Origin of the sequence: Streptomyces sp. NPDC012825, from assembly GCF_042900925.1 — a bacterium.
Classification (GTDB): Bacteria; Actinomycetota; Actinomycetes; order Streptomycetales; family Streptomycetaceae; genus Streptomyces.
Genome location: NZ_JBIBBZ010000016.1, coordinates 70,593 through 91,092 on the forward strand (window position 1 = coordinate 70,593; position 20,500 = coordinate 91,092).

15 protein-coding genes are annotated in these 20,500 nt (G+C 72.8%); 10 read left to right on the forward strand and 5 right to left on the reverse strand.

Annotation, left to right across the window (positions count from 1 at the left end; genetic code table 11):
- Positions 1-85 precede the first annotated feature (85 nt).
- Positions 86-874: a transcriptional repressor LexA gene (gene lexA, locus ACFY7E_RS26385; protein WP_383434974.1), complete on the reverse strand. Its 789-nt coding sequence runs from the start codon at positions 872-874 to the stop codon at positions 86-88.
- Between the two features lie 495 nt (positions 875-1,369).
- On the opposite strand from lexA, the gene nrdR reads away from it, so the two are divergent.
- Together nrdR and ACFY7E_RS26395 are read left to right on the forward strand one after the other, a co-directional pair.
- Positions 1,370-1,879, forward strand: a complete 510-nt coding sequence (gene nrdR / locus ACFY7E_RS26390) for a transcriptional regulator NrdR (RefSeq protein WP_383434977.1) — start codon at positions 1,370-1,372, stop codon at positions 1,877-1,879.
- Positions 1,880-2,057: 178 nt separating this feature from the next.
- On the forward strand, positions 2,058-4,955 hold the full coding sequence (locus ACFY7E_RS26395; protein WP_389488911.1) for a vitamin B12-dependent ribonucleotide reductase: 2,898 nt from the start codon (positions 2,058-2,060) through the stop codon (positions 4,953-4,955).
- Positions 4,956-5,014: 59 nt separating this feature from the next.
- Here ACFY7E_RS26395 and ACFY7E_RS26400 read toward each other — a convergent pair whose 3' ends face one another.
- Entirely contained in the window at positions 5,015-5,545 is a 531-nt protein-coding gene (locus tag ACFY7E_RS26400; protein WP_383434982.1) for a TerD family protein, read from the reverse strand.
- A gap of 360 nt (positions 5,546-5,905) precedes the next feature.
- Between ACFY7E_RS26400 and ACFY7E_RS26405 the strand changes: the two genes are divergently transcribed.
- From ACFY7E_RS26405 to ACFY7E_RS26425, 5 genes are all read left to right on the forward strand, one after another.
- Positions 5,906-6,511 carry a YdbC family protein gene (locus ACFY7E_RS26405; RefSeq protein ID WP_389488913.1) on the forward strand — a complete coding sequence of 202 codons (606 nt, stop codon included), beginning with the start codon at positions 5,906-5,908 and terminating at the stop codon, positions 6,509-6,511.
- A 72-nt stretch (positions 6,512-6,583) separates the two neighbouring features.
- The gene (locus ACFY7E_RS26410; protein WP_389488916.1) at positions 6,584-7,243 is read left to right on the forward strand and encodes a histidine phosphatase family protein; all 660 of its coding nucleotides are present in this window, start codon (positions 6,584-6,586) and stop codon (positions 7,241-7,243) included.
- 12 nt (positions 7,244-7,255) lie between these two features.
- Positions 7,256-8,164: an ADP-ribosylglycohydrolase family protein gene (locus tag ACFY7E_RS26415; RefSeq protein ID WP_383434991.1), complete on the forward strand. Its 909-nt coding sequence runs from the start codon at positions 7,256-7,258 to the stop codon at positions 8,162-8,164.
- Positions 8,165-8,540: 376 nt separating this feature from the next.
- A complete protein-coding gene (locus ACFY7E_RS26420; RefSeq protein ID WP_389488918.1) occupies positions 8,541-9,257 on the forward strand; it encodes a ribonuclease HII in 717 nt (238 codons plus the stop codon).
- A gap of 104 nt (positions 9,258-9,361) precedes the next feature.
- Positions 9,362-9,994, forward strand: coding sequence for a hypothetical protein (locus ACFY7E_RS26425; protein ID WP_389488920.1), 633 nt, complete (start codon positions 9,362-9,364; stop codon positions 9,992-9,994).
- A gap of 200 nt (positions 9,995-10,194) precedes the next feature.
- Here ACFY7E_RS26425 and ACFY7E_RS26430 read toward each other — a convergent pair whose 3' ends face one another.
- A complete protein-coding gene (locus ACFY7E_RS26430) occupies positions 10,195-10,824 on the reverse strand; it encodes a hypothetical protein (RefSeq protein ID WP_389488923.1) in 630 nt (209 codons plus the stop codon).
- A gap of 358 nt (positions 10,825-11,182) precedes the next feature.
- Here ACFY7E_RS26430 and ACFY7E_RS26435 point away from each other — a divergent pair, with 358 nt between their 5' ends.
- Positions 11,183-13,342 (forward strand): RecQ family ATP-dependent DNA helicase, encoded by a 2,160-nt coding sequence (locus ACFY7E_RS26435; RefSeq protein ID WP_389488925.1) that lies wholly within the window; start codon positions 11,183-11,185, stop codon positions 13,340-13,342.
- Positions 13,343-13,595: 253 nt separating this feature from the next.
- On the opposite strand, the gene ACFY7E_RS26440 is transcribed toward ACFY7E_RS26435, so the two are convergent.
- Complete coding sequence (locus ACFY7E_RS26440) at positions 13,596-15,131, reverse strand: ATP-dependent DNA ligase (protein WP_389488927.1); 1,536 nt, start codon at positions 15,129-15,131, stop codon at positions 13,596-13,598.
- Between the two features lie 223 nt (positions 15,132-15,354).
- Complete coding sequence (locus tag ACFY7E_RS26445) at positions 15,355-16,470, reverse strand: winged helix DNA-binding domain-containing protein (RefSeq protein WP_389488929.1); 1,116 nt, start codon at positions 16,468-16,470, stop codon at positions 15,355-15,357.
- Positions 16,471-16,787: 317 nt separating this feature from the next.
- Between ACFY7E_RS26445 and ACFY7E_RS26450 the strand changes: the two genes are divergently transcribed.
- Together ACFY7E_RS26450 and ACFY7E_RS26455 are read left to right on the forward strand one after the other, a co-directional pair.
- On the forward strand, positions 16,788-18,227 hold the full coding sequence (locus ACFY7E_RS26450; RefSeq protein ID WP_389488931.1) for a DUF4192 domain-containing protein: 1,440 nt from the start codon (positions 16,788-16,790) through the stop codon (positions 18,225-18,227).
- Between the two features lie 115 nt (positions 18,228-18,342).
- Positions 18,343-20,400 carry a glycogen debranching N-terminal domain-containing protein gene (locus ACFY7E_RS26455; RefSeq protein ID WP_389488934.1) on the forward strand — a complete coding sequence of 686 codons (2,058 nt, stop codon included), beginning with the start codon at positions 18,343-18,345 and terminating at the stop codon, positions 20,398-20,400.
- The last annotated feature ends 100 nt before the right edge of the window (positions 20,401-20,500 follow it).

Below are 20,500 nucleotides of genomic sequence, written 5' to 3' on the forward strand. Positions count from 1 at the left end.
CCCGTGGGGAAACGGGCCCGGACACGGCAGGGCCCCGGAACCGGCGCAGGGATTCCGGGGCCCCGTCAGAGCCGACGGCGTGCGGTCACACCCGTCGCAGCACCGCCACCACCTTGCCGAGGATGGTGGCCTCGTCGCCGGGGATGGGCTGGTACGCGGCGTTGTGCGGCAGCAGCCAGACGTGGCCGTCCTCGCGCTTGAAGCGCTTGACCGTGGCCTCGCCGTCCAGCATCGCGGCGACGATGTCGCCGTTCTCCGCGACGGGCTGGCGGCGGACGGTGACCCAGTCGCCGTCACAGATGGCGGCCTCGATCATCGAGTCGCCGACGACCTTCAGGACGAAGAGCTCGCCGTCGCCGACCAGCTGCCGGGGGAGGGGGAAGACGTCCTCGACGGACTCCTCGGCCAGGATCGGGCCGCCGGCGGCGATCCGGCCGACCAGCGGGACGTACGAGGCGGCGGGCTTGCCGGTGGTGTCCGTGGGCTGGGTGCTCGGCTGGTCGGAGCCGCGCACCTCGTACGCCCGGGGGCGGTGCGGGTCGCGGCGGAGGAAGCCTTTGCGCTCCAGCGCCATGAGCTGGTGCGCCACGGAGGAGGTGCTGGAGAGGCCCACCGCCTGCCCGATCTCGCGCATCGACGGCGGGTAGCCACGCCGCTGGACCGAGTCACGGATGACCTCGATGACCCGGCGCTGCCGGTCGGTGAGGCCGGAGCTGTCGGCCCGGATGCCGGGAGGTCGCCCGGGGAGGGCGCGGGCGGGGCGCCCGGGCTCCTCGCCGTTCATGCTTACGTCACTCATGGCGTGCACCGCCTCGAGTCGGCCCTGGGAGCGGTCCTGGGCGGTGATGGTGGCACTGTCTGCGGTGGTGGTCACGTCGTCGGCCCCTCTCGAATGGTCTCCCTGGCTGGCACAACGGTAGTAGCTTTCGAAAGGTTGCGCCAAACACACGTTCGAGTGAAAATTCGCGGATTGCCTTACGCCTGTCTGGGGAGAGGTGTATGCGTTCAGCCGCCCGGAGCCACCGCGCCGCCACCCCGGATCGGGCCGTCCGGTAGCCTTCGCCGCTGGGTCGTGGATCACCCGTGATCACCTGTCGATCGCCCGCGCCCGCCTGCGATTCTTATGGCGGCGCCCTTAGTGTCACACCCGCCGGGGCGGAATCCCGGGAGCGGGCGCGCCGCGACACGCGGAAGGCCCGGAAATCACCTCCGACCCAAGATCTAGTGGTTGGATGTCACCGGCCGCCCAGGGGTAGTGGTCCCGGTCTGCCGGGGGTGCTCGCATCACCTATGCTGGTGGTCGCTTCGCAGGGCCTTGACGGGCCGCGCGAGGCTTGTCAGTCGTGCCGTGAGGGAGGCTCTGGAACCAATGCACTGCCCCTTCTGCAGGCACCCCGACAGCCGTGTCGTCGACAGTCGCACCACCGACGACGGGACGTCCATCCGACGCCGTCGCCAGTGTCCCGACTGCTCCCGTCGTTTCACGACGGTGGAGACCTGCTCCCTCATGGTGGTGAAGCGTTCCGGCGTCACCGAGCCCTTCAGCCGTACCAAGGTCATCTCCGGCGTGCGCAAGGCGTGCCAGGGGCGACCGGTCACCGAGGACGCCCTCGCCAAGCTCGGCCAGCGGGTCGAGGAGGCGGTGCGCGCCACCGGCAGCGCCGAGCTGACCACCCACGACGTGGGTCTGGCCATCCTCGGCCCCCTGCGGGAACTCGACCTCGTCGCGTACCTGCGCTTCGCGTCCGTCTACAAGGCCTTCGACAGCCTGGAGGACTTCGAGGCCGCCATCGCGGAGCTCCGCGTGCGGCCTCCCGTCGAGAACCCCGGGACCGGCGCGACCCCAGAGGTCCCCGTTCCCGCCACCGCCGCCGACTGACCGGCGGTCCGGGCCGCACGGCGGCCCGGCGCAACCGGCCGCCGTCGCGCGGCCCGGCAGACGTGCCCCGAACGGCCTCACGGCCCTCGTGGCAGCAGTACTGAACGACGTACCAGAAGACGGTGCCCTGGGACTATCTGGGCGCCAAAGTGTGTTTTGCCCGTATATGGGAGGCGGCATGACAGAGACGGCGAGCGGCCCGGCACGTGGTTCCCGCACCAAGGGAGCCAAGTCGGCGAGCAAGGGCCTGCGCATCGAGCGCATCCACACCACCCCCGGCGTGCATCCGTACGACGAGGTGACGTGGGAGCGCCGGGACGTCGTCATGACCAACTGGCGCGACGGCTCGGTCAATTTCGAGCAGCGTGGCGTCGAGTTCCCCGACTTCTGGTCGGTGAACGCGGTCAACATCGTCACCAGCAAGTACTTCCGCGGCGCGGTCGGCACCCCGCAGCGCGAGACCGGTCTCAAGCAGCTCATCGACCGGATCGTGAAGACCTACACGAAGGCCGGCGAGGAGTACGACTACTTCGCCTCGCCCGCCGACGCCGAGATCTTCGAGCACGAGCTGGCCTACGCCCTCCTGCACCAGATCTTCAGCTTCAACTCGCCGGTCTGGTTCAACGTCGGCACCCCGCAGCCCCAGCAGGTCTCCGCCTGCTTCATCCTGTCCGTCGACGACTCCATGGAGTCCATCCTCGACTGGTACAAGGAAGAGGGCATGATCTTCAAGGGCGGCTCCGGTGCCGGCCTGAACCTCTCCCGCATCCGCTCCTCCAAGGAGCTGCTCTCCTCCGGCGGCAACGCCTCCGGCCCGGTCTCCTTCATGCGCGGCGCCGACGCGTCCGCCGGAACGATCAAGTCGGGCGGCGCCACCCGCCGCGCGGCCAAGATGGTCATCCTCGACGTCGACCACCCCGACATCGAGGACTTCATCGAGACCAAGGTCAAGGAGGAGGAGAAGATCCGCGCCCTCCGCGACGCGGGCTTCGACATGGACCTGGGCGGCGACGACATCACGTCCGTCCAGTACCAGAACGCCAACAACTCCGTCCGCGTGAACGACGCGTTCATGAAGGCCGTCGAAACCGGCGGGAAGTTCGGCCTGCGCGCCCGCATGACCGGCGAGGTCATCGAGGAGGTCGACGCCAAGGCGCTCTTCCGCAAGATGGCCGAGGCCGCGTGGGCCTGCGCCGACCCGGGCATCCAGTACGACGACACGATCAACCGCTGGCACACCTGCCCCGAGTCCGGCCGCATCAACGGCTCGAACCCGTGCAGCGAGTACATGCACCTGGACAACACGTCCTGCAACCTCGCCTCGCTGAACCTGATGAAGTTCCTCAAGGACGACGGCAAGGGCCACCAGTCCTTCGACGTCGAGCGCTTCGCCAAGGTCGTCGAGCTCGTCATCACCGCGATGGACATCTCCATCTGCTTCGCCGACTTCCCCACCCAGAAGATCGGCGAGAACACCCGCGCCTTCCGCCAGCTCGGCATCGGCTACGCCAACCTCGGCGCCCTCCTGATGGCGACCGGCCACGCGTACGACTCCGACGGCGGCCGCGCCCTCGCCGGCGCCATCACCTCCCTGATGACCGGCACCTCGTACAAGCGCTCCGCCGAACTCGCCGCGGTCGTCGGCGCGTACGACGGCTACGCCCGCAACGCCGAGCCGCACCAGCGCGTCATGAAGCAGCACGCCGACGCCAACACCACCGCCGTCCGCGTGGACGACCTGGACTCTCCGATCTGGGCCGCCGCCACGGAGGCCTGGCAGGACGTGATCCGCCTCGGAGCCAAGAACGGCTTCCGCAACGCCCAGGCCTCGGTCATCGCCCCCACCGGCACCATCGGTCTCGCGATGTCCTGCGACACCACCGGCCTCGAGCCCGACCTCGCCCTGGTCAAGTTCAAGAAGCTCGTCGGCGGCGGCTCGATGCAGATCGTCAACGGCACCGTCCCGCAGGCCCTGCGCCGCCTGGGCTACCAGGAGGAGCAGATCGAGGCGATCGTCGCCCACATCGCCGAGCACGGCAACGTGATCGACGCCCCGAGCCTCAGGACCGAGCATTACGAGGTCTTCGACTGCGCCATGGGCGAGCGCTCCATCTCCGCGATGGGCCACGTCCGCATGATGGCCGCCATCCAGCCGTGGATCTCGGGCGCCCTCTCCAAGACCGTGAACCTGCCGGAGACGGCCACGGTCGAGGACGTCGAGGAGGTCTACTTCGAGGCCTGGAAGATGGGCGTCAAGGCGCTCGCGATCTACCGCGACAACTGCAAGGTCGGCCAGCCGCTCTCCGCCAAGAAGAAGGAGGACGAGAAGGCCCAGGTCACCGCGAAGTCCGAGGCGACGATCCGCGAGGCCGTCGAGAAGGTCGTCGAGTACCGCCCGGTCCGCAAGCGCCTGCCCAAGGGCCGCCCGGGGATCACCACCTCCTTCACCGTCGGCGGCGCCGAGGGCTACATGACCGCCAACTCCTACCCGGACGACGGCCTCGGTGAGGTCTTCCTGAAGATGTCGAAGCAGGGCTCGACCCTCGCCGGCATGATGGACGCCTTCTCCATCGCCGTCTCCGTCGGCCTCCAGTACGGCGTCCCGCTGGAGACGTACGTCTCGAAGTTCACCAATATGCGCTTCGAGCCGGCCGGCATGACGGACGACCCGGACGTGCGGATGGCGCAGTCGATCGTCGACTACATCTTCCGCCGCCTGGCGCTCGACTTCCTGCCCTTCGAGACCCGGTCCGCCCTCGGCATCCACTCGGCCGAGGAGCGCCAGCGCCACCTGGACACCGGCTCGTACGAGCAGCCCGAGGACGACGAGGTCGACGTCGAGGGCCTGGCCCAGTCGGCGCCCCGCACCCCGGAGCTGAAGGCCGTCGCCACCGCCCCGGCCCCGAAGGCCGAGGTCCCGGCCCCGAAGCAGGCGCACACCTCGGCGGAGCTCGTCGAGATGCAGCTCGGCATCAGCGCCGACGCCCCGCTCTGCTTCTCCTGCGGCACCAAGATGCAGCGTGCCGGCTCCTGCTACATCTGCGAGGGCTGCGGCTCCACCAGCGGCTGCAGCTGATCCGTCCGTGAGAGGGGCGTCGACCGACAGGTCGGCGCCCCTTTCGCGCGCCCGGCGGGTCAGGAGACCGCGGTGCCCAGGAGGGTGCCGAAGGTCTGGGGGTCGGCGTCGAAGCCCCGGGGAGCCGGGCGGTACGTCCAGCTGTCCGGTCCGGTGCGGGTGAACTCCACGATCGTCGCCGACAGGGCGTCCGGGACGTCCGCGAAGTCGTGGGTCAGGAGGTCGGTGTAGCCCTCGCGGACCCGTACGCCCGTGCCCGCTATGTCGCCGAAGGAGAGCCGCCCGCCGCTCTGCTGTATGGCCACGCCCACCACCACGCGCGCGTACCTCGGCGCGAGACGGTCCAGCTCCACGGTCATGGCCTCGTCGTAGCCGAACCCCTGGCCCGTACGGCTGTCCCGCTGGAGCGTGATCGTGCCGTCGGGGGAGCGGCTGCCGAAGTGCACCAGCTGGGCCGGAGCGCCGTGCGGGTCGTCTGCGGTGAAGACGCCGGCGACGAGGTCCAGGTCGTGGACCGGGGAACCCGTCGGGGCGGGGTCCCACTTGAGCGCCACCTCGACGCGCCCCACCCCTTTGTTGAGTCCGCTCATGGTGCTTCCCCTCTCCGCGCGCCCCCGCGCGCCTCGCCTCGTACCGTCGACCCCGTCGAAGTCCCTCGGCCGGAGCCCTCGGTCGCCTGCCGATCACTCATGGTGTCACGCCCCTGTGACAGAGGGGCCGGCCCTTGAAGGGGGAGGAGGGCGACGAGCCGGATCTCGACGCCTGTCTGGCTCGAATCGGTCGGGCCGGTGGGAGGGCGAGGAATCCCCCTTCTTCACAAGGGTCCTGACGGCCCCTCACCGGGCGCGTGCCCGGGGCGTTCCGACCCGGGGCCGGCCAGGTCGCGGGCCCGGAGCGCGTGCGCCCGCCGGGGACTGCCGGGGCGCTCTCCGGCCCCGTACGATGGCGCGGTGCTGGTCAAGTGGATTCGCTGCACCGTGGTGGACCGTCGAGGGTTCGAGCGGGGACAGCGGAAATGGGCGGGGCTGCTCGGTGAGCCGGGATTCCGGGGGCAGGGCGGCGGGTGGAGCCGAAGTCGGCCGGATGTCGCCCACGTCTTCGCGTTCTGGGAGAGCCGGGCCTTCTACGACTCCTTCATGGCGCGGTCGCACGACCGGCTCGCGGCGTCGCAGGTGGGCACGTTCCGGAACGGCCAGGTCAAGCTGTTCGACCACCGCTTCGACGTGAAGACGGGGTTCGAGCCGCGTTTCTCCGACGCCGACGTGGCACGGGTGGCGCACTGCCGTGTCCACGAGGACCGCGCCGAACACTTCGCGCTCATGCAGGAGAAGGTGTGGAACCCGGCGATGGCCGGGTCCCCCGGCATGCTCCGGGGCATGTTCGGGGAGGCGCCCGGCAGCGAGTTCCTGGTCCTCTCGATGTGGCAGTCCACCGCCGAGCACGGCAAGTACCGGGAGGAACGGGTGGAGAGGCTCGGGCTGCGGGCCCGCACCGCGGCCGACGTGGCGGCGCTGAACGGGGACGTGGTGCGGCTCGAACCCTCCTGGACGGTCTGAGGACACCCCGCCCTCCCCGCCGGTGGACCCCTCGGCCGAGCCTCCCGGGGAGCGGCGATCTAGGGTCGGGGTATGGCACGACCACGGCGCATAGTCCTCGTACGGCACGGAGAGTCCGAGGGCAATGCCGATGACACGGTGTACGAACGGGAGCCCGACCACGCCCTGCGGCTCACCGATGCCGGGTGGCGGCAGGCGGAGGAGACGGGGGAGCGGCTGCGGGAGCTCTTCGGCGAGGAGCCGGTCAGCGTCTACGTCTCGCCGTACCGGCGCACCCACGAGACCCTCCGCGCCTTCCGGCTCCCCCCGGAGCGGGTCCGGGTGCGCGAGGAGCCGCGCCTGCGGGAGCAGGACTGGGGCAACTGGCAGGACAGGGAGGACGTACGCCTCCAGAAGGCCTACCGCGACGCGTACGGGCACTTCTTCTACCGCTTCGCCCAGGGGGAGTCGGGCGCGGACGTCTACGACCGCGTCGGGGCCTTCCTGGAGAGCCTGTACCGCAGCTTCGAGGCGCCCGACCACCCGCCCAACGTCCTCATCGTCACCCATGGGCTGACCATGCGCCTCTTCTGCATGCGCTGGTTCCACTGGACGGTCGCGGACTTCGAGTCGCTGTCCAACCCCGGCAACGCCGAGACGCGGATCCTCCTGCTCGGCGAGGACGGGAGATACCGTCTGGACAGGCCGTTCGAACGCTGGCGTACCCCGGAACCGTACGGCCGCACCGGATAGAGTGGCAGACCGATGACCGCTGACTCCTCACCCGACCGGCGCTTCGACCGCGCCCTGGCCAGCCTGCGCGGGCTGGCCGTGGGAGACGCCCTGGGCTCCCAGTTCTTCGTACCCGTCCACTACCCCCTCCTGAAGCGGCGCGAGCTGCCCCCCGGACCCTGGCAGTGGACCGACGACACCGAGATGGCCTGCTCCGTCCTGGCCGTCCTCGCGCGACACGACCGGATCGACCAGGACGCCCTGGCCCTGTCCTTCGCGCACCACCACGACTTCGACCGGGGCTACGGCCCCGCGGTCAACCGGATGCTCAGACTCGTCCGGGAGGGCGGCGACTGGCGGGAACTGGCCGCCGCCCTCTTCAAAGGGCAGGGCTCCTGGGGAAACGGCGCCGCGATGCGGATCGCCCCGCTCGGAGCCTGGTACGCGGACGACCCGGAGCAGGCGACCCACCAGGCCGAGATCTCCGCGTACACGACGCACCAGCACCGCGAGGCCGTGGTGGGAGCCATGGCCGTCGCCGCCGCGGCCGCCCTCGCCGCCGACCCGGCCGGGCCGCCCACGCCCGAGGCGCTGCTCGACGGGGTGATCGCCCTGGTGCCGCGCAGCGCGGTCGGGGCGGGCCTGCGCAGGGCCCGCGACATGCTCGACTACGGCGACCCCGGCACGGTGGCCGCCGTGCTCGGCAGCGGGCGGCGTACGAGCGCGCACGACACGGTCCCCTTCGCCCTCTGGTCGGCCGCGCGGGCGCTCGGCGACTTCGAGGAGATGTTCTGGACGACCGCGCAGGTCGGTGGGGACGTCGACACGACCTGTGCCATCGCGGGAGGCGTGGTGGCCGCCACGGCGGCCGGCGCGCCCCCGGCGGACTGGCTGGGGCAGACCGAGGAACTTCCGGAGTGGGTCCCCGCCACGGTCTCCTGACACCGTGATCCGGTGTCGCCGGGCCGGGGGCGATGCCTGCCGGACCCGGCGGCCTTCTCCACCCCGTGCCTTCGCGTGTGCGACTTGCTGTGGGGTGGCGGGGCTGTGGCCGGTCCCTTCGGGTGGTTCGGCCCTCGGCCCTTCTTCCTTCTCCGACGCTCTTCTCTGTATGACTTGTACGAGGCGGGTGACTGTTCGGCTTTCGTGGGGGCTCCCCGCGCGATGACACACTGGTTCATGTGTGCGGAAGTGAATCCGAAGGTGGCCGAGGCGCGGCGGTGAAGGGGCCGGGCGGTGGAGCGGCGGGGCTTTTCGGGAGCTTGGCGGGAATCCGGGTATCGCGGGCGGTGCCGGGCGGCGTAACCTGTCTGGCGCCATGCCGTACGAACCCCCCACCCACACCGTCGAGCGATCGCTCCGCGCCACCACCGGCGCCAGGATCGTCGCCGGAGTCGACGAAGTCGGGCGCGGGGCGTGGGCCGGTCCCGTCACGGTCTGCGCGGCCGTCACCGGACTGCGCCGGCCTCCCGAAGGACTCACCGACTCCAAGCTGATCACCCCCAGGCGCCGTGCTTCCCTCGCGGTGGAGTTGGAGCGGTGGGTCACGGCGTACGCGCTCGGCGACGCCTCTCCGCAGGAGATCGACGACCTCGGGATGACCGCGGCGCTGCGACTCGCGGCGGTCCGAGCCCTCGAAGGCCTGCCCGTGCGGCCCGACGCGGTGATCCTCGACGGCAAGCACGACTACCTCGGCGGCCCCTGGCGGGTCCGTACGGTGATCAAGGGCGATCAGTCCTGCATCGCCGTGGCCGCCGCCTCCGTCCTCGCGAAGGTCCGCCGGGACACCCTCATGGCGGAGCTGGAGGCCGGTACCGGGGCGGGGGAGTACGTGCCGTACGCCTTCGGTGCCAACGCGGGCTACCCCTCGCCGGTCCACCGGGCGGCCCTCGAAGAGCTGGGACCCACCCCGCACCACCGGCTCTCCTGGTCCTACCTGGACGCGCTGCCCCGGTGGCGCCACCTCAAGAAGGTCCGCCTCTCCGTCGAGGCGGCCGCGCTGGAAAGCGGGGGCCAACTCGGCTTCGACTTCTGAACTTCCGGTCACGGAGCCGCCGAAGGGCCGCTCACGCGCCCGGGGTGCACTTGCGTGCCCACCCGCCGATGCCCCGCGCAGCGGCGTTTGATAGACATCCACCCATGCCTCTCATCCCCGAGGAGCCTCAGATTCACGAGAGCGCCCAGGGTCCCCGCGCCACCGCGGCCACCGGCCGCCCCGCGTCGACCCCCCGTCCCGTACCCGGTCCGCGTTCCGCGGCCTCCCCGCGCCCCGGACACCCCGTCCCCGGACCCGCCCGGCCCGCGCCGCCGAAGCCGCGCCCCGCAGCCGGCAGGTCTCCGGCCGGTGGCACGGAGAATCGTTCCGACCAGCGGTCCGCCCCGCAGCTCCAGCTGATCCCCGCCCCCGTCGACGGCGCGCTCGACGCCGCCGAAGAGGCCCTGGACCTGCTCCTGGAGAGCGGCCGGGCTCCCGGTGAGGTCCTGGTGCTCACCACCGGCGAGCAGCACCCGTGGGCGGCGCACGAGCTGTCCTTCGGCGAAGCCGCCTACTGGGCCCAGCAGGACACCGGCGACGACGTGTTCTTCGCCGACGCCTCCGCCGTGGAGCGTGCCGCCTCCCGTCCCGTGGTGATCGTCGCCGTCAACGGCGGGGACGACGAGGCGACCGCCCGCGCCCTGCCGACGGCGATGGCCCGTGCGGGCACGCTGCTCGTCGTCTGCGGCGACCCGCAGCGCATCACGGCGGTCCTCGGAGCGGGCGCCGGCGTCTGACCGGCAGCCCCCCCGCCCATCGGCCGACCGGCCGTTCCTCCGCGGGGTCCTACCGGGCCCGGCGGGGCGGGTGGGACGGATGGGGCGAACGGCGCCTGCGCGTCGTTCGCCTGCTGAGTGCTGAGTGCTGAGTGCTGAGTGCTGAGTGCTGAGTGCTGAGTGCTGAGTCCGTACGCTGTGTTTGTGTGCCGTCCGTGTGCTCAGCGCGCGGCGGCCCGGCGCAGCGGTTCGACCGCTCCGCTCGCGGTCCTCGGCGTGACCCGGTCGAACTCGGCCGGCCCGTCGCCGAGCGGCACGGGAAGCGAGTCGGAACTCGGCCGACGGCCTCCTCGGCCCTCGCCGAGCACCTGCCAGCCCCCTCGGGTCAGCGTGATGTACGCGCCGCAGCGCAGCCCGTGCAGCGTGCAGGCGTCCCGGAGCCCCCACATCCAGGCTCCGTCCTCCTCCGTCCAGCGCTCGTCCCCCTCGCGGCAGTACAGCAGCACCGCGGTCCGCACGGGCGCACGCCTCCGCAGGTCGTGCGGAATGACGCGCCGCAGGTGCGCCAGGAGCGCGTTGCGGAACTCCCAGCCGTCCGCCGGTGCGGAGCGGCGGGCGAACGAGGCGCTGGCGGCGATCCGTTCCTCGTGGTCCAGGACCGCGAGGACCGCCGTCGCGGGCGCGGGCGCGTGACGGGAGTGCAGGCCGCCGACGACCTCGCGCGGATTGCTCAGCAGGGGGACTCCGGCCGCGGCCCACTCGGAGGGTTCGAGTATCCGGGCGAGACGGCTGGCGGACCCGGACGACGATCTGAGCGAGGCGGCTGTGGGCGGAGCGAATCCGAGGGTCACGGTCCTCCCTTCGGATACGCGCCCGCTGGGCGGGCAAGGTCGGGTGGGGGCGCACCACGGCACAGTCCTTCCGGACCGCTGACGGGCCTTGTGGGGCGGTGGTCCAATTCTTGCGGGCCCGTGCGCGAGCGGCAATGAGCAATTGAGGCCGCTGACGGGAATGCGTTGGTATGCCACTCATATCCCTGCCCAGTTGCCCATTGTTCACTCCCCGTTCGTCTGCCGGTTTCACCTCGGGGTGACCGGCACGGGGTGGACACCGGGTGGACACGAGCGGAAACCTCCCTTCCGTTCGTGGACCGGACGTCACGCTGGGTGAGTTCGCCGTTTGTCAGTGGCATCGGGTTGCATGGGAGGCATGGACACCCTGGAGCTCCGCGCCGAAGCCGATGCCGTTCTCGCCGAGCTGGTCGGCGCCCCCGAGGGGACGGCGCGGCTGCGGGAGGACCAGTGGCTGGCGGTGGCCGCCCTGGTGGAGGAGCGGCGACGGGCCCTGGTGGTGCAGCGCACCGGCTGGGGCAAGTCCGCGGTGTACTTCGTCGCCACCGCCCTGCTGCGCCGCCGCGGCTCGGGCCCCACCGTGATCATCTCGCCGCTGCTCGCGCTCATGCGGAACCAGGTCGGGGCGGCGGAGCGGGCCGGCATCCGGGCGCGCACCATCAATTCGGCCAACCCCGAGGAGTGGGACACGATCTACGACGAGGTCGAGCGAGGCGAGACCGACGTCCTCCTCGTGAGCCCGGAGCGCCTCAACTCCGTGGACTTCCGCGAGCAGGTGCTCCCCAAACTCGCGGCCACCACGGGTCTCCTGGTGGTCGACGAGGCGCACTGCATCTCCGACTGGGGCCACGACTTCCGCCCCGACTACCGCCGGCTGCGCACCATGCTCACCGAACTCGCCCCCGGGGTACCGGTCCTGGCCACCACCGCGACCGCCAACGCCCGGGTGACCGCCGACGTGGCCGAGCAACTCGGCACCGGGGCCGGCGAGGCGCTGGTGCTGCGCGGCTCCCTGGAGCGGGAGAGCCTGCGGCTCGGCGTGGTCCGGCTGCCGGACGCCGCGCACCGGCTGGCCTGGCTCGCCGAGCACCTGGACGAACTGCCGGGCTCCGGGATCGTCTACACGCTGACGGTCGCCGCCGCCGAGGAGGCCACGGCCTTCCTGCGGCAGCGCGGCTTCGCGGTCGTCTCGTACACGGGCCGCACGGAGAACGCCGACCGGCTCCAGGCCGAGGCCGACCTCCAGGAGAACCGGGTCAAGGCGCTCGTGGCGACCTCGGCCCTCGGCATGGGCTTCGACAAGCCCGACCTCGGCTTCGTGCTCCACCTCGGTTCGCCGTCCTCCCCGATCGCCTACTACCAGCAGGTGGGCCGGGCCGGCCGCGGCGTCGAGCACGCGGAGGTGCTGATGCTGCCGGGGAAGGAGGACGAGGCGATCTGGCGCTACTTCGCCGACACCGCCTTCCCGCCCGAGGCACAGGTCCGCCAGACCCTGGCGGCCCTCGCCGACGCGGGACGACCGCTGTCCGTGCCGGCCCTGGAGGCCGCGGTGGACCTGCGGCGCACCCGCCTGGAGACGATGCTCAAGGTCCTCGACGTGGACGGCGCCGTGCGGCGGGTGAAGGGCGGCTGGGAGAGCACCGGACGGCCCTGGACGTACGACACCGAGCGGTACGCGTGGGTGGCGCGGCAGCGGGCCGCCGAGCAGCAGGCCATGCGCGACTACGTGAGCGCCTCCGGGTGCCGGATGGAGTTCCTGCGCCGACAGCTGGACGACGAGGGCGCGGCCCCGTGCGGCCGCTGCGACAACTGCGCGGGCGCCTGGGCCGACACCTCCGTGTCTCAGGAGACGCTGACGGGCGCGACCAGGGAGCTGGACCGCCCGGGCGTGGAGGTGGAGCCGCGCCGGATGTGGCCGACCGGAATGCCCGCCCTCGGGATCGAACTCAAGGGCCGCATCCCGGCCGGCGAGCAGTGCTCCACCGGAAGGGCCCTGGGCCGGCTCTCGGACATCGGCTGGGGCAACCGCCTGCGCCCTCTCCTCGCCGAGAACGCGCCCGACGGGCCGGTCCCGGACGACGTCCTCAAGGCGGCGGTGACGGTCCTCGCCGACTGGGCCCGTTCCCCGGGCGGCTGGGCGCCGGGCGTACCGGACGCCTCCGCCCGGCCGGTGGGAGTCGTCGCCGTGCCGTCCCTGGCCCGCCCGCACCTGGTCGGCTCCCTCGCCCGGGGCATCGCGGACATCGGCCGTCTCCCCTACCTGGGGGCCCTGGCGTACACCGGACCGGACGGCGCGCACGCGGTGCGCCGCAGCAACTCCGCACAGCGCCTCAGGGCGCTCTCCGGTGCCTTCGCCGTCTCCGAGGAGCTGTCCGGCGCCCTGGCGGCCGCCCCCGGCCCCGTGCTGCTCGTGGACGATTTCACCGACTCCGGCTGGACCCTCGCGGTCGCCGCCCGCCTGCTCCGCCGTGCGGGCGCCGCGCAGGTGCTCCCCCTGGTCCTCGCCGCGGCCGGCTGACCTCCCCGGCCCTCGGTGGGCCGCCGACCGGGCGGGGTGCCGCACGGGCAGGCGTCGGGAGCGCCGGACGCGGCCCCGACGGCGCCGGGCGGTGGACGTAGCCCTGACGGCCCCGGACGGTTTCGGAGTCCGGCCGTGTTCCCGAGCCCACACCCGGAAGCTCCGTTCCCGCATACCGACTCTGCGACCTCTCCGGCCCCGGCGGGCGCCCCGGGCCGGAGAGGAACGGATCGAGCCGGGCGGGCGCTTCCGGTCAGGGGAGGAGGGCCGTCACGGACTCCACCGTGTCCGCGTCCACGGGGAGCTTGTCCTCGCGGTAGCGGATCACGCGGGCGAAGCGGAGGGTGACGCCCGCGGGATAGCGGGTGGAGCGCTGGACGCCGTCGAAGGCGATCTCGACGACCAGCTCGGGGCGCACGGTGACGCCCCAGGGTTCCTCCGCGACCTTCAGTTTCCGCAGGCGATCGGTCTGCCAGGCGAGCAGGGCGTCGGTCAGGCCCTTGAACGTCTTGCCCAGCATGGCGAAAGAGCCGTCGGCCGCCCGTGCGCCCAGATGCAGGTTGGAGAGCGTTCCGGTGCGCCGGCCGTGGCCCCATTCGGCGCCGAGGACCACCAGGTCCAGGGTGTGCACGGGCTTCACCTTCAGCCAGGAGGCACCCCGGCGCCCGGCGCTGTAGACCGCGTCGAGGGACTTCACGACGACACCCTCCTGGCCCCGTTCGAGCGCCTCCGCGGCGAAGGCCACCGCGGCCGCGCGCTCCTCCGGATCGGCGGGGTCCGCCACCACGAGGCGGCGCACGCGCTGCGCCTCGGGCACCAGCCGGTCGAGCAGCGCGCGCCGCTCGGCGGCCGGGGTGGCGAGCAGGTCCTCGCCGTCGGCGTACAGCACCTCGAAGAACACCGGGGAGAGCGGCACCGCCGATCGCGCGCCCGCCACGTCGAGAGTGGATCCGGTCCGTCCGGACGTCTCCTGGAACGGCCGCGGCCGTCCCCGCTCGTCGAAGGCCAGCAACTCCCCGTCCAGCACCACCCGGCGCACCGGCAGCGCGCGCACCAGCGACACCACCTCGGGGGTCCGGGCCGTGATGTCGGCGAGCGTACGGGTGAAGACGCGCACGTCGTCGCCGTCGCGGTGCACCTGGATGCGGATGCCGTCGAGCTTCTCCTCCAGAGCGCAGGGGCCCGTCCGGGCGAGGGCCTCGTCGATGTCCTTGGCGGTGTGGGCCAGCATCGGCAGGACCGGACGCCCCACCGTGAGCCGGAACCCGGCGAGGGCGGCCGTGCCCCGGGAGAGCAGCACCTCGGCGACGGCGGCCGGCGAACCGCTCAGCATGACCGCCTGCCGCACGTCGGCGACCGGCGCCCCGGCCGCCGAGGCGAGCCCCTCAACGGCCACGGCGTCGAGGGCACCCTGCCGCAGCTCACCGCTGATCAGCCGAACGAGGAACAGCTGCTCCTCCTCGGTGGCCGCGCCCATCAGTTCATCGAGGAGCCTCTTCCGCTCGCCCTGCGCGCCCTTGCCGGACACGGCGGCGATCCGGGTGAGGAGGGCGTCGACCTCCCGCACCCCGAGCCGAGGTTCGGGAGCGGGCTCCCGCCGCTCCTTGAGGGTGTTCCAGCCGACACCGATCCTGCGCTGGGGCAGCCGCCCGCCCATATACATGATCACGACGGGGGCATCCGCGGGGTCGGTCGCCCGGAACAACTCGGCCAGCAGCGCGACCTTCTCCGTCCGCGCGGAGGCGGCGCCGATGTCCCGGGACGCCCGTGCGATGTCGGCGAGTCTCATGCGGAAAGCCCTCTCAGTCGGTACGACCCTGCCCGCGCAGTCTGCTCACCCGAGCCCGTGCGCCGCGCCGCGGCACACCGAACCACTCGGCATCCCGCCGTTCCGGCCGCCGGCCCTCGCACGGGCGGCCCACGCTCACGGCGCCGGAGACGAGGACTCGAACAGGGTGGTGAGAAAGCGGCGCACCCACGTCTTCCCGGCCTCCGCGCGCCTCGAACGGGCCTCAGATCGTCCGTACCGACATTGCGTACGAACGCCCGTTGCACACCTCCAAGTGCCCGACCTCGGCCTCCAACGCGTCCTTCGGTACCTCGGAGCTCTCGGAGAACAACTGCACGTCCACGGTCCCGTCGTTGATCTCCCACACCCCGGCGACCCGCCCCCGGTGCACCACCACGGGCGTGATCCAGCCGGACGTACGACTCACCGCCTTGCGCCGCTCCGCCCGCAGGACGCGCGTGTCTGACGTGCCCGGCCCCAGCACGTACTGATCGAACCCGGCCAGCAGCCGTACCTCCTCCGACGGTTCCGCCGCCGCCAGCGCGTCCACGTCCTCGGTGCGCATGTAACACGTCGTTCCGTCCACCTCCACCTTCGTCAACTCCTCGCCGAGCGAGGTGAACCAACCGCGCACCACCGTCTTGCGGTGCGCGTTGCGCGTCAGCCAGGCGTCGAAGGTCTCCGGGGTCGCCGGCCCGTGTGCCCCGAGATACGCGGGGATCACGGTCCGGGCCGCCTCCTCCGGCTCGATCGTCCCCGACCAGCCGGGCACCCGGTCGCGGGGAGAGGCGAAGGTGACGCGGTTGCCCTGGTTCGGACCGTGGCACAGCTTCCCCGTCCAGGCCAGCGGCTTGAGCACCATCCCCCACCCGGACGTCAGCTGAGCCTCCAGGGCGGCGAACCTGCCATCGGCGACCAGGGCCTCGGTGAGCTCCTGACGAGTCAGGATCTTGCCGGCGAGAATGCCGTCGACGGTCTCGCCGAGAGCCGCCATCTCCGTCGGGGTGACTCCGAACGTCCGTTGCCAGGCGGGCTTCTCCCAGGTCTGTGCCGCCGCCATCAGCGACAGGTAGGCCGCCATGTGCTCGGCCGCCACGAGGTGCAGCGTGCCCCGCATCACCCAGGTCTTGACCACCTCGCGGGCCTCCAGGGCCTTCTCCACGGCACCGGCTCTCGGTTTCCGCTGCCGGGTGGCGAGGGCGAGCTCCGCGGACGAGGCCACTTGCGCCTGCACCCCCGCGAGCTCTCGCACCAGCTCCGCGACAGAAACCGTCCGTCGGGGGACGAAGCCCTGCTGCCGCAGTCGCCAGGCGAGTACCTGATCCTGAGTCACCTGCATGAGCACTCCTCCGGGTAGGCCGCAGATAGCCTGCCATCCTGCCCGAACGGCGCGTCGCAGCCTGTCCGTTCATCCGGGGAGAGACGCGAGTCCGGCCGCCCCGGCGGCACCGGACGAACGCGGCCCGCGCCGCCTCGCAGCATGATCGGACCTTCGAGAAAATCGTGTGGGTCATGCCCCCATGCAACCCGGCACCTCGGACATCGTGGGCACCTGCGTCCGAATCTGTGGATAACTCGAAAGACCGGCGGATGGAGCGATCCGTGAGTTATCCACAGGGGTTTCGGATTTCGGAAGAACACGAGACCGTCCTGACCATGAACGCGAATCGCCACGAAACCAGCGGACCCTCCCGTACCCAGCAGATCACCCTGCGAGGCCCGGCCGAACTGGCCGACGCCCTGCCGTTCATGCTGGGCTTCCACCCCACCGACTCCGTCGTCCTGGTCGCCCTCCACGGTGAGAGCGGCCGCTTCGGCGGCCGGGTCAGGCTCGGCATCCCGGGCTCGCCCCGTGAATGGGCGTCCACCGCCGACCACCTCGCCGAATGCCTCGTCGAGGGAGGCGCCCGGGCCGGCGCCCGGACCGGCGCCCGACCGGACGGCATCGTCGTCTTCCTCTGCCAGGACCCGGCCCCCGGCGAGACGGGCCGCCGCGTCATGGAGCGGCTGCGCCCCTTCGCACAGCGGCTGCGCACCGCCTGCGGCGCTCTCGACATCCCCGTCTACGAAGCCCTCTGCATCTCCGACGGCCTCTACTTCTCCTACTGCTGCCCCGACGCCCGCTGCTGCCCGCCCGACGGCACCCCGCTCGCGCTCAGCGGTACGACGGTGATGGCGGCGACCGCCGCGTACGCCGGCGTGCGGGTGCGGGGCTCCCTGCGGGACATGGAGGCCCGGCTGAAGCCGGCCGGAGGCCCGGGGGAGGAGGAGCAGCGTGCCGCGCTCGACGCGGCCGCCGCCTCGATCGTCCCCCGCATCCTCGAAGGCTCCGAGGACCGGGGACGGGTCGAGGTACGCGAGGAGACCCTGCGCCTCGCCCGCGCGATCCTCCGCAGGTTCACCAATCCGAAGACCCCGAAGCTCCCGAAGGCATCGGCGGGCGCGGCGAACCCGACGGGTGCGACGATCCCCGGAAGGGCCGTCGCCGACACGACCGGGGGTGACACGGCCGACGACGCCCTGATCACCTCCGACGAGGCCGCCGCGCTGATCCTCGGCCTTCAGGACCGGATCACCCGGGACCGCGCAGCCGAATGGATGGAGGGCTGGGAGGGCACGGCCGCCCTGCGGCTCTGGCGCGTCCTGGCCCGGCGCTGCGTCACCCCCTACCAGGAGCACGCCGCCGCACCCCTCACCCTCGTGGGCTGGACGGCCTGGTCCACCGGTGACGAACCGACGGCCCGGGTCGCCCTCGGACTCGCACTCGACGCCGACCCCGAATACGTCTTCGCCCAACTGCTCCACCAGGCGTGCAACGAGGGCCTCGACCCCGAGTCGCTCCGCTCCTGCCTGAGGAGCGAGCGGGACTCACGGGCCGCCCCGCAACAGACCGCCCCGGCGCCCTCCCGCCGGCTCCGGACGCGTGCCTCCCAGCGGCCGGGAACCCGTCCGGCCCTCGGCAGGGCCGGACGGGTTCCCGGGACGCGGGACCGGCGTGCGGCGGCCGGAGTCCGGCCCGGCGGGCCCGCCGCCGAACGGCCGGGAGGCGGCTCCCCGCGCCACGGCGGACAGCGCGGCAGCAGGAGTGGACGATGACGACCGTGACCCGGCCGCCCGCGGACGCGTTCAGCTTTCCGGCGGAGACGTACGAACCGTGCCGCCGACACTCCGCCGGCCGCCCGGTCCGCACAGAGAGCACCTCGCACCCGCCATGGCCCCCAGCCCCGTTCCGGCCCCCGGCCGCCCCGCCCGTCCCACGGTCGGACACGCCTCCAGCACCGCGCTCCCGCGCGCGGCACGCCCGGTGGAACTTCCCCCGGTGCACGGCGCGCTCGTCTGCGTCGCCCTGCCCGCCCTCGCCGTCTGCCCCGAGCACGGCCAGCTCACCGGCGAGGGAGCCGAGGGTGTGTACGCGGCGGGGCGGCGGCTCCTCTCCCGCTGCGTCCTGCGGGTGGCGGGCCGGGAGCCCGTCGCCCTCCAGGGCCGTATGGCGGGTGCCGACCGGGCGGTGTTCCTCGGCGTCCTGCGCGTCCCCGGAGAAGCGGGACCCGATCCCGGTCTCACCGTCGAACGCACGCGGAGCGCCGACGGCACCGAGCGGATCACCCTGCGGAGCGCCGCCGCCCGGCCCCTCCGGCTCCCCGTGGAAATCGCTCTGGGCACGGATCTCGCGGACCTGGGCACGGTGGCGACCGGCAGGCCCGGAGCCGAGCTCACGGCGAGCGTCCACGGAACCGGACTGCGCTGGACGGGTAGCGACGGACGCTCCGCCACCGTCACCGCCGACCCGGCACCCACGGACTCCCTGGCGGCGGCGGGAGTCCTGCGCTGGGAGGCCGAGGTGGCTCCCGGAGCCGCTTTCACGATCGGGCTCCGGGTGCGAGGGGAGGCAGCCGGCCGCCCCACGGGCTCCCCGGGAGGGGGCACCGGACGGCCGGGCGGCCACCTCCTCGCCGAGGTCCGGGCCGAGGCCGACGATCCCCGTCCCGGCGAACTGCTGCGCGCGTCCGTCGAGGACCTGCGGGCCCTGCTCCAGCGCGCCCCTGAACACCCCGCGGACGTGTACCTCGCCGCCGGCGTCCCCTGGCGCTGCGGACCGGTCACCGCCGAGGCGCTCTGGGCGGCCCGCATGGCCCTTCCCCTCGGCACCCGGCTCGCCGCCACCACCCTGCGCGCCCTCGGCCGCACCCAACGCACCGGCGAAGGAGCCGAGTCCGGCCGCATCCCGGGACCCCTCAGGGACGCGGGCCCGCACCTTCCGCCCCGCTGCACGGGCATCGAGGCCACGCTCGGCTTCCCCGTGGTGCTCGCCGAGGCCCGCCGCTGGGGACTGCCACCGGCGGACCTGGAGGAGTTGCTTCCCGTCGCGGAGCGCTGTCTCGACTGGCTCCGCCGTGCCGCCGACGCGGACGGCCTCGTGCCGGACCCGTGGCCCGCCGGAGCCCGGCGGGCCGAGACGCAGGCGCACGCCCACCGGGCGGCGCTGCTCGGTGCGGACCTCCTCGACGCCTGCGGGAGACCCGGCGGCGACGTGCTGCGCGACACGGCGAGGACGATGCGTCGGCGGTTCCGGCACGAGCTCTGGATCGACGACCGGGCGGGGGGCCGCCCCGCCCTCGCCCGTACGCCGGACGGCAGGACCTGGGCCCGGCCGGGCGGCTGGGCGGCGCATCTCCTCGACACCGGGCTGCTGGGCGGCGGCCGGTACGCGCAGGGCCTGCTGGACGGGGCGGAGACCGAGCGGGTGGCCCGGCTGCTCGGCACCCCGGACCTCGACTCCGGCTGGGGGCTGCGCGGCCTGGCCGCCAAGGAACCGGACCACAACCCCTTCGGCCACCGCACGGGCACGGTCCGGACGCACGAGACGGCGGTCGCCGTGGCCGGCCTCGCCGCCGCGGGACACGAGAAGGAGGCCGCCTCCCTGCTGCGGGGACTGCTCGACGCGGCGGAGGCCTTCGACCACCGCCTCCCCGAGATGTACGCGGGCACGCAGCGGACGGCGGGCGGACGTCCGGTGCCCCACCCGGCCGCGTGCCGACCGGCTGCCGTCGCGGCCGCCGGAGCGGTGCACGCCCTTCTCGCCCTCGCCGGAGTCCGGCCCGACGTGCCCGGTCGGTCCGTCTCGGTGCACCCGCTGTCCTCCGCGCCCCTCGGAGCGATCCGCCTGTCGGGGCTCGTGGTCGCGGGCGAGCCGTTCGCCGTGCGGGTGAGCAGGCTGGGTCTCGGTATGGTCGAGGAGGCCGCGGAGGGCCTTCAACTGGGGGTGTGACGGGATGGCGGACACGGACACGAGGGAAGCCGCGCGGCGCGCCGGGGAACACGTCGGTGAAGTCGTCGCCGAAGATTCCACGGGGCGTGTTTATCGTCAG

Bases quoted from the DNA above. Each gene is read 5' to 3' on its own strand.
- ACFY7E_RS26440 (WP_389488927.1), bottom strand. From the start codon at position 15,131: ATGAGACTCGCCGACATCGCACGGGCGTCCCGGGACATCGGCGCCGCC.
- ACFY7E_RS26395 (WP_389488911.1), top strand. From the start codon at position 2,058: ATGACAGAGACGGCGAGCGGCCCGGCACGTGGTTCCCGCACCAAGGGA.
- ACFY7E_RS26415 (WP_383434991.1), top strand. From the start codon at position 7,256: ATGACCGCTGACTCCTCACCCGACCGGCGCTTCGACCGCGCCCTGGCC.
- nrdR (WP_383434977.1), top strand. From the start codon at position 1,370: ATGCACTGCCCCTTCTGCAGGCACCCCGACAGCCGTGTCGTCGACAGT.
- ACFY7E_RS26445 (WP_389488929.1), bottom strand. From the start codon at position 16,470: ATGCAGGTGACTCAGGATCAGGTACTCGCCTGGCGACTGCGGCAGCAG.
- ACFY7E_RS26400 (WP_383434982.1), bottom strand. From the start codon at position 5,545: ATGAGCGGACTCAACAAAGGGGTGGGGCGCGTCGAGGTGGCGCTCAAG.
- ACFY7E_RS26425 (WP_389488920.1), top strand. From the start codon at position 9,362: ATGCCTCTCATCCCCGAGGAGCCTCAGATTCACGAGAGCGCCCAGGGT.
- ACFY7E_RS26410 (WP_389488916.1), top strand. From the start codon at position 6,584: ATGGCACGACCACGGCGCATAGTCCTCGTACGGCACGGAGAGTCCGAG.
- ACFY7E_RS26450 (WP_389488931.1), top strand. From the start codon at position 16,788: ATGAACGCGAATCGCCACGAAACCAGCGGACCCTCCCGTACCCAGCAG.
- ACFY7E_RS26420 (WP_389488918.1), top strand. From the start codon at position 8,541: ATGCCGTACGAACCCCCCACCCACACCGTCGAGCGATCGCTCCGCGCC.
- ACFY7E_RS26435 (WP_389488925.1), top strand. From the start codon at position 11,183: ATGGACACCCTGGAGCTCCGCGCCGAAGCCGATGCCGTTCTCGCCGAG.
- ACFY7E_RS26455 (WP_389488934.1), top strand. From the start codon at position 18,343: ATGGCCCCCAGCCCCGTTCCGGCCCCCGGCCGCCCCGCCCGTCCCACG.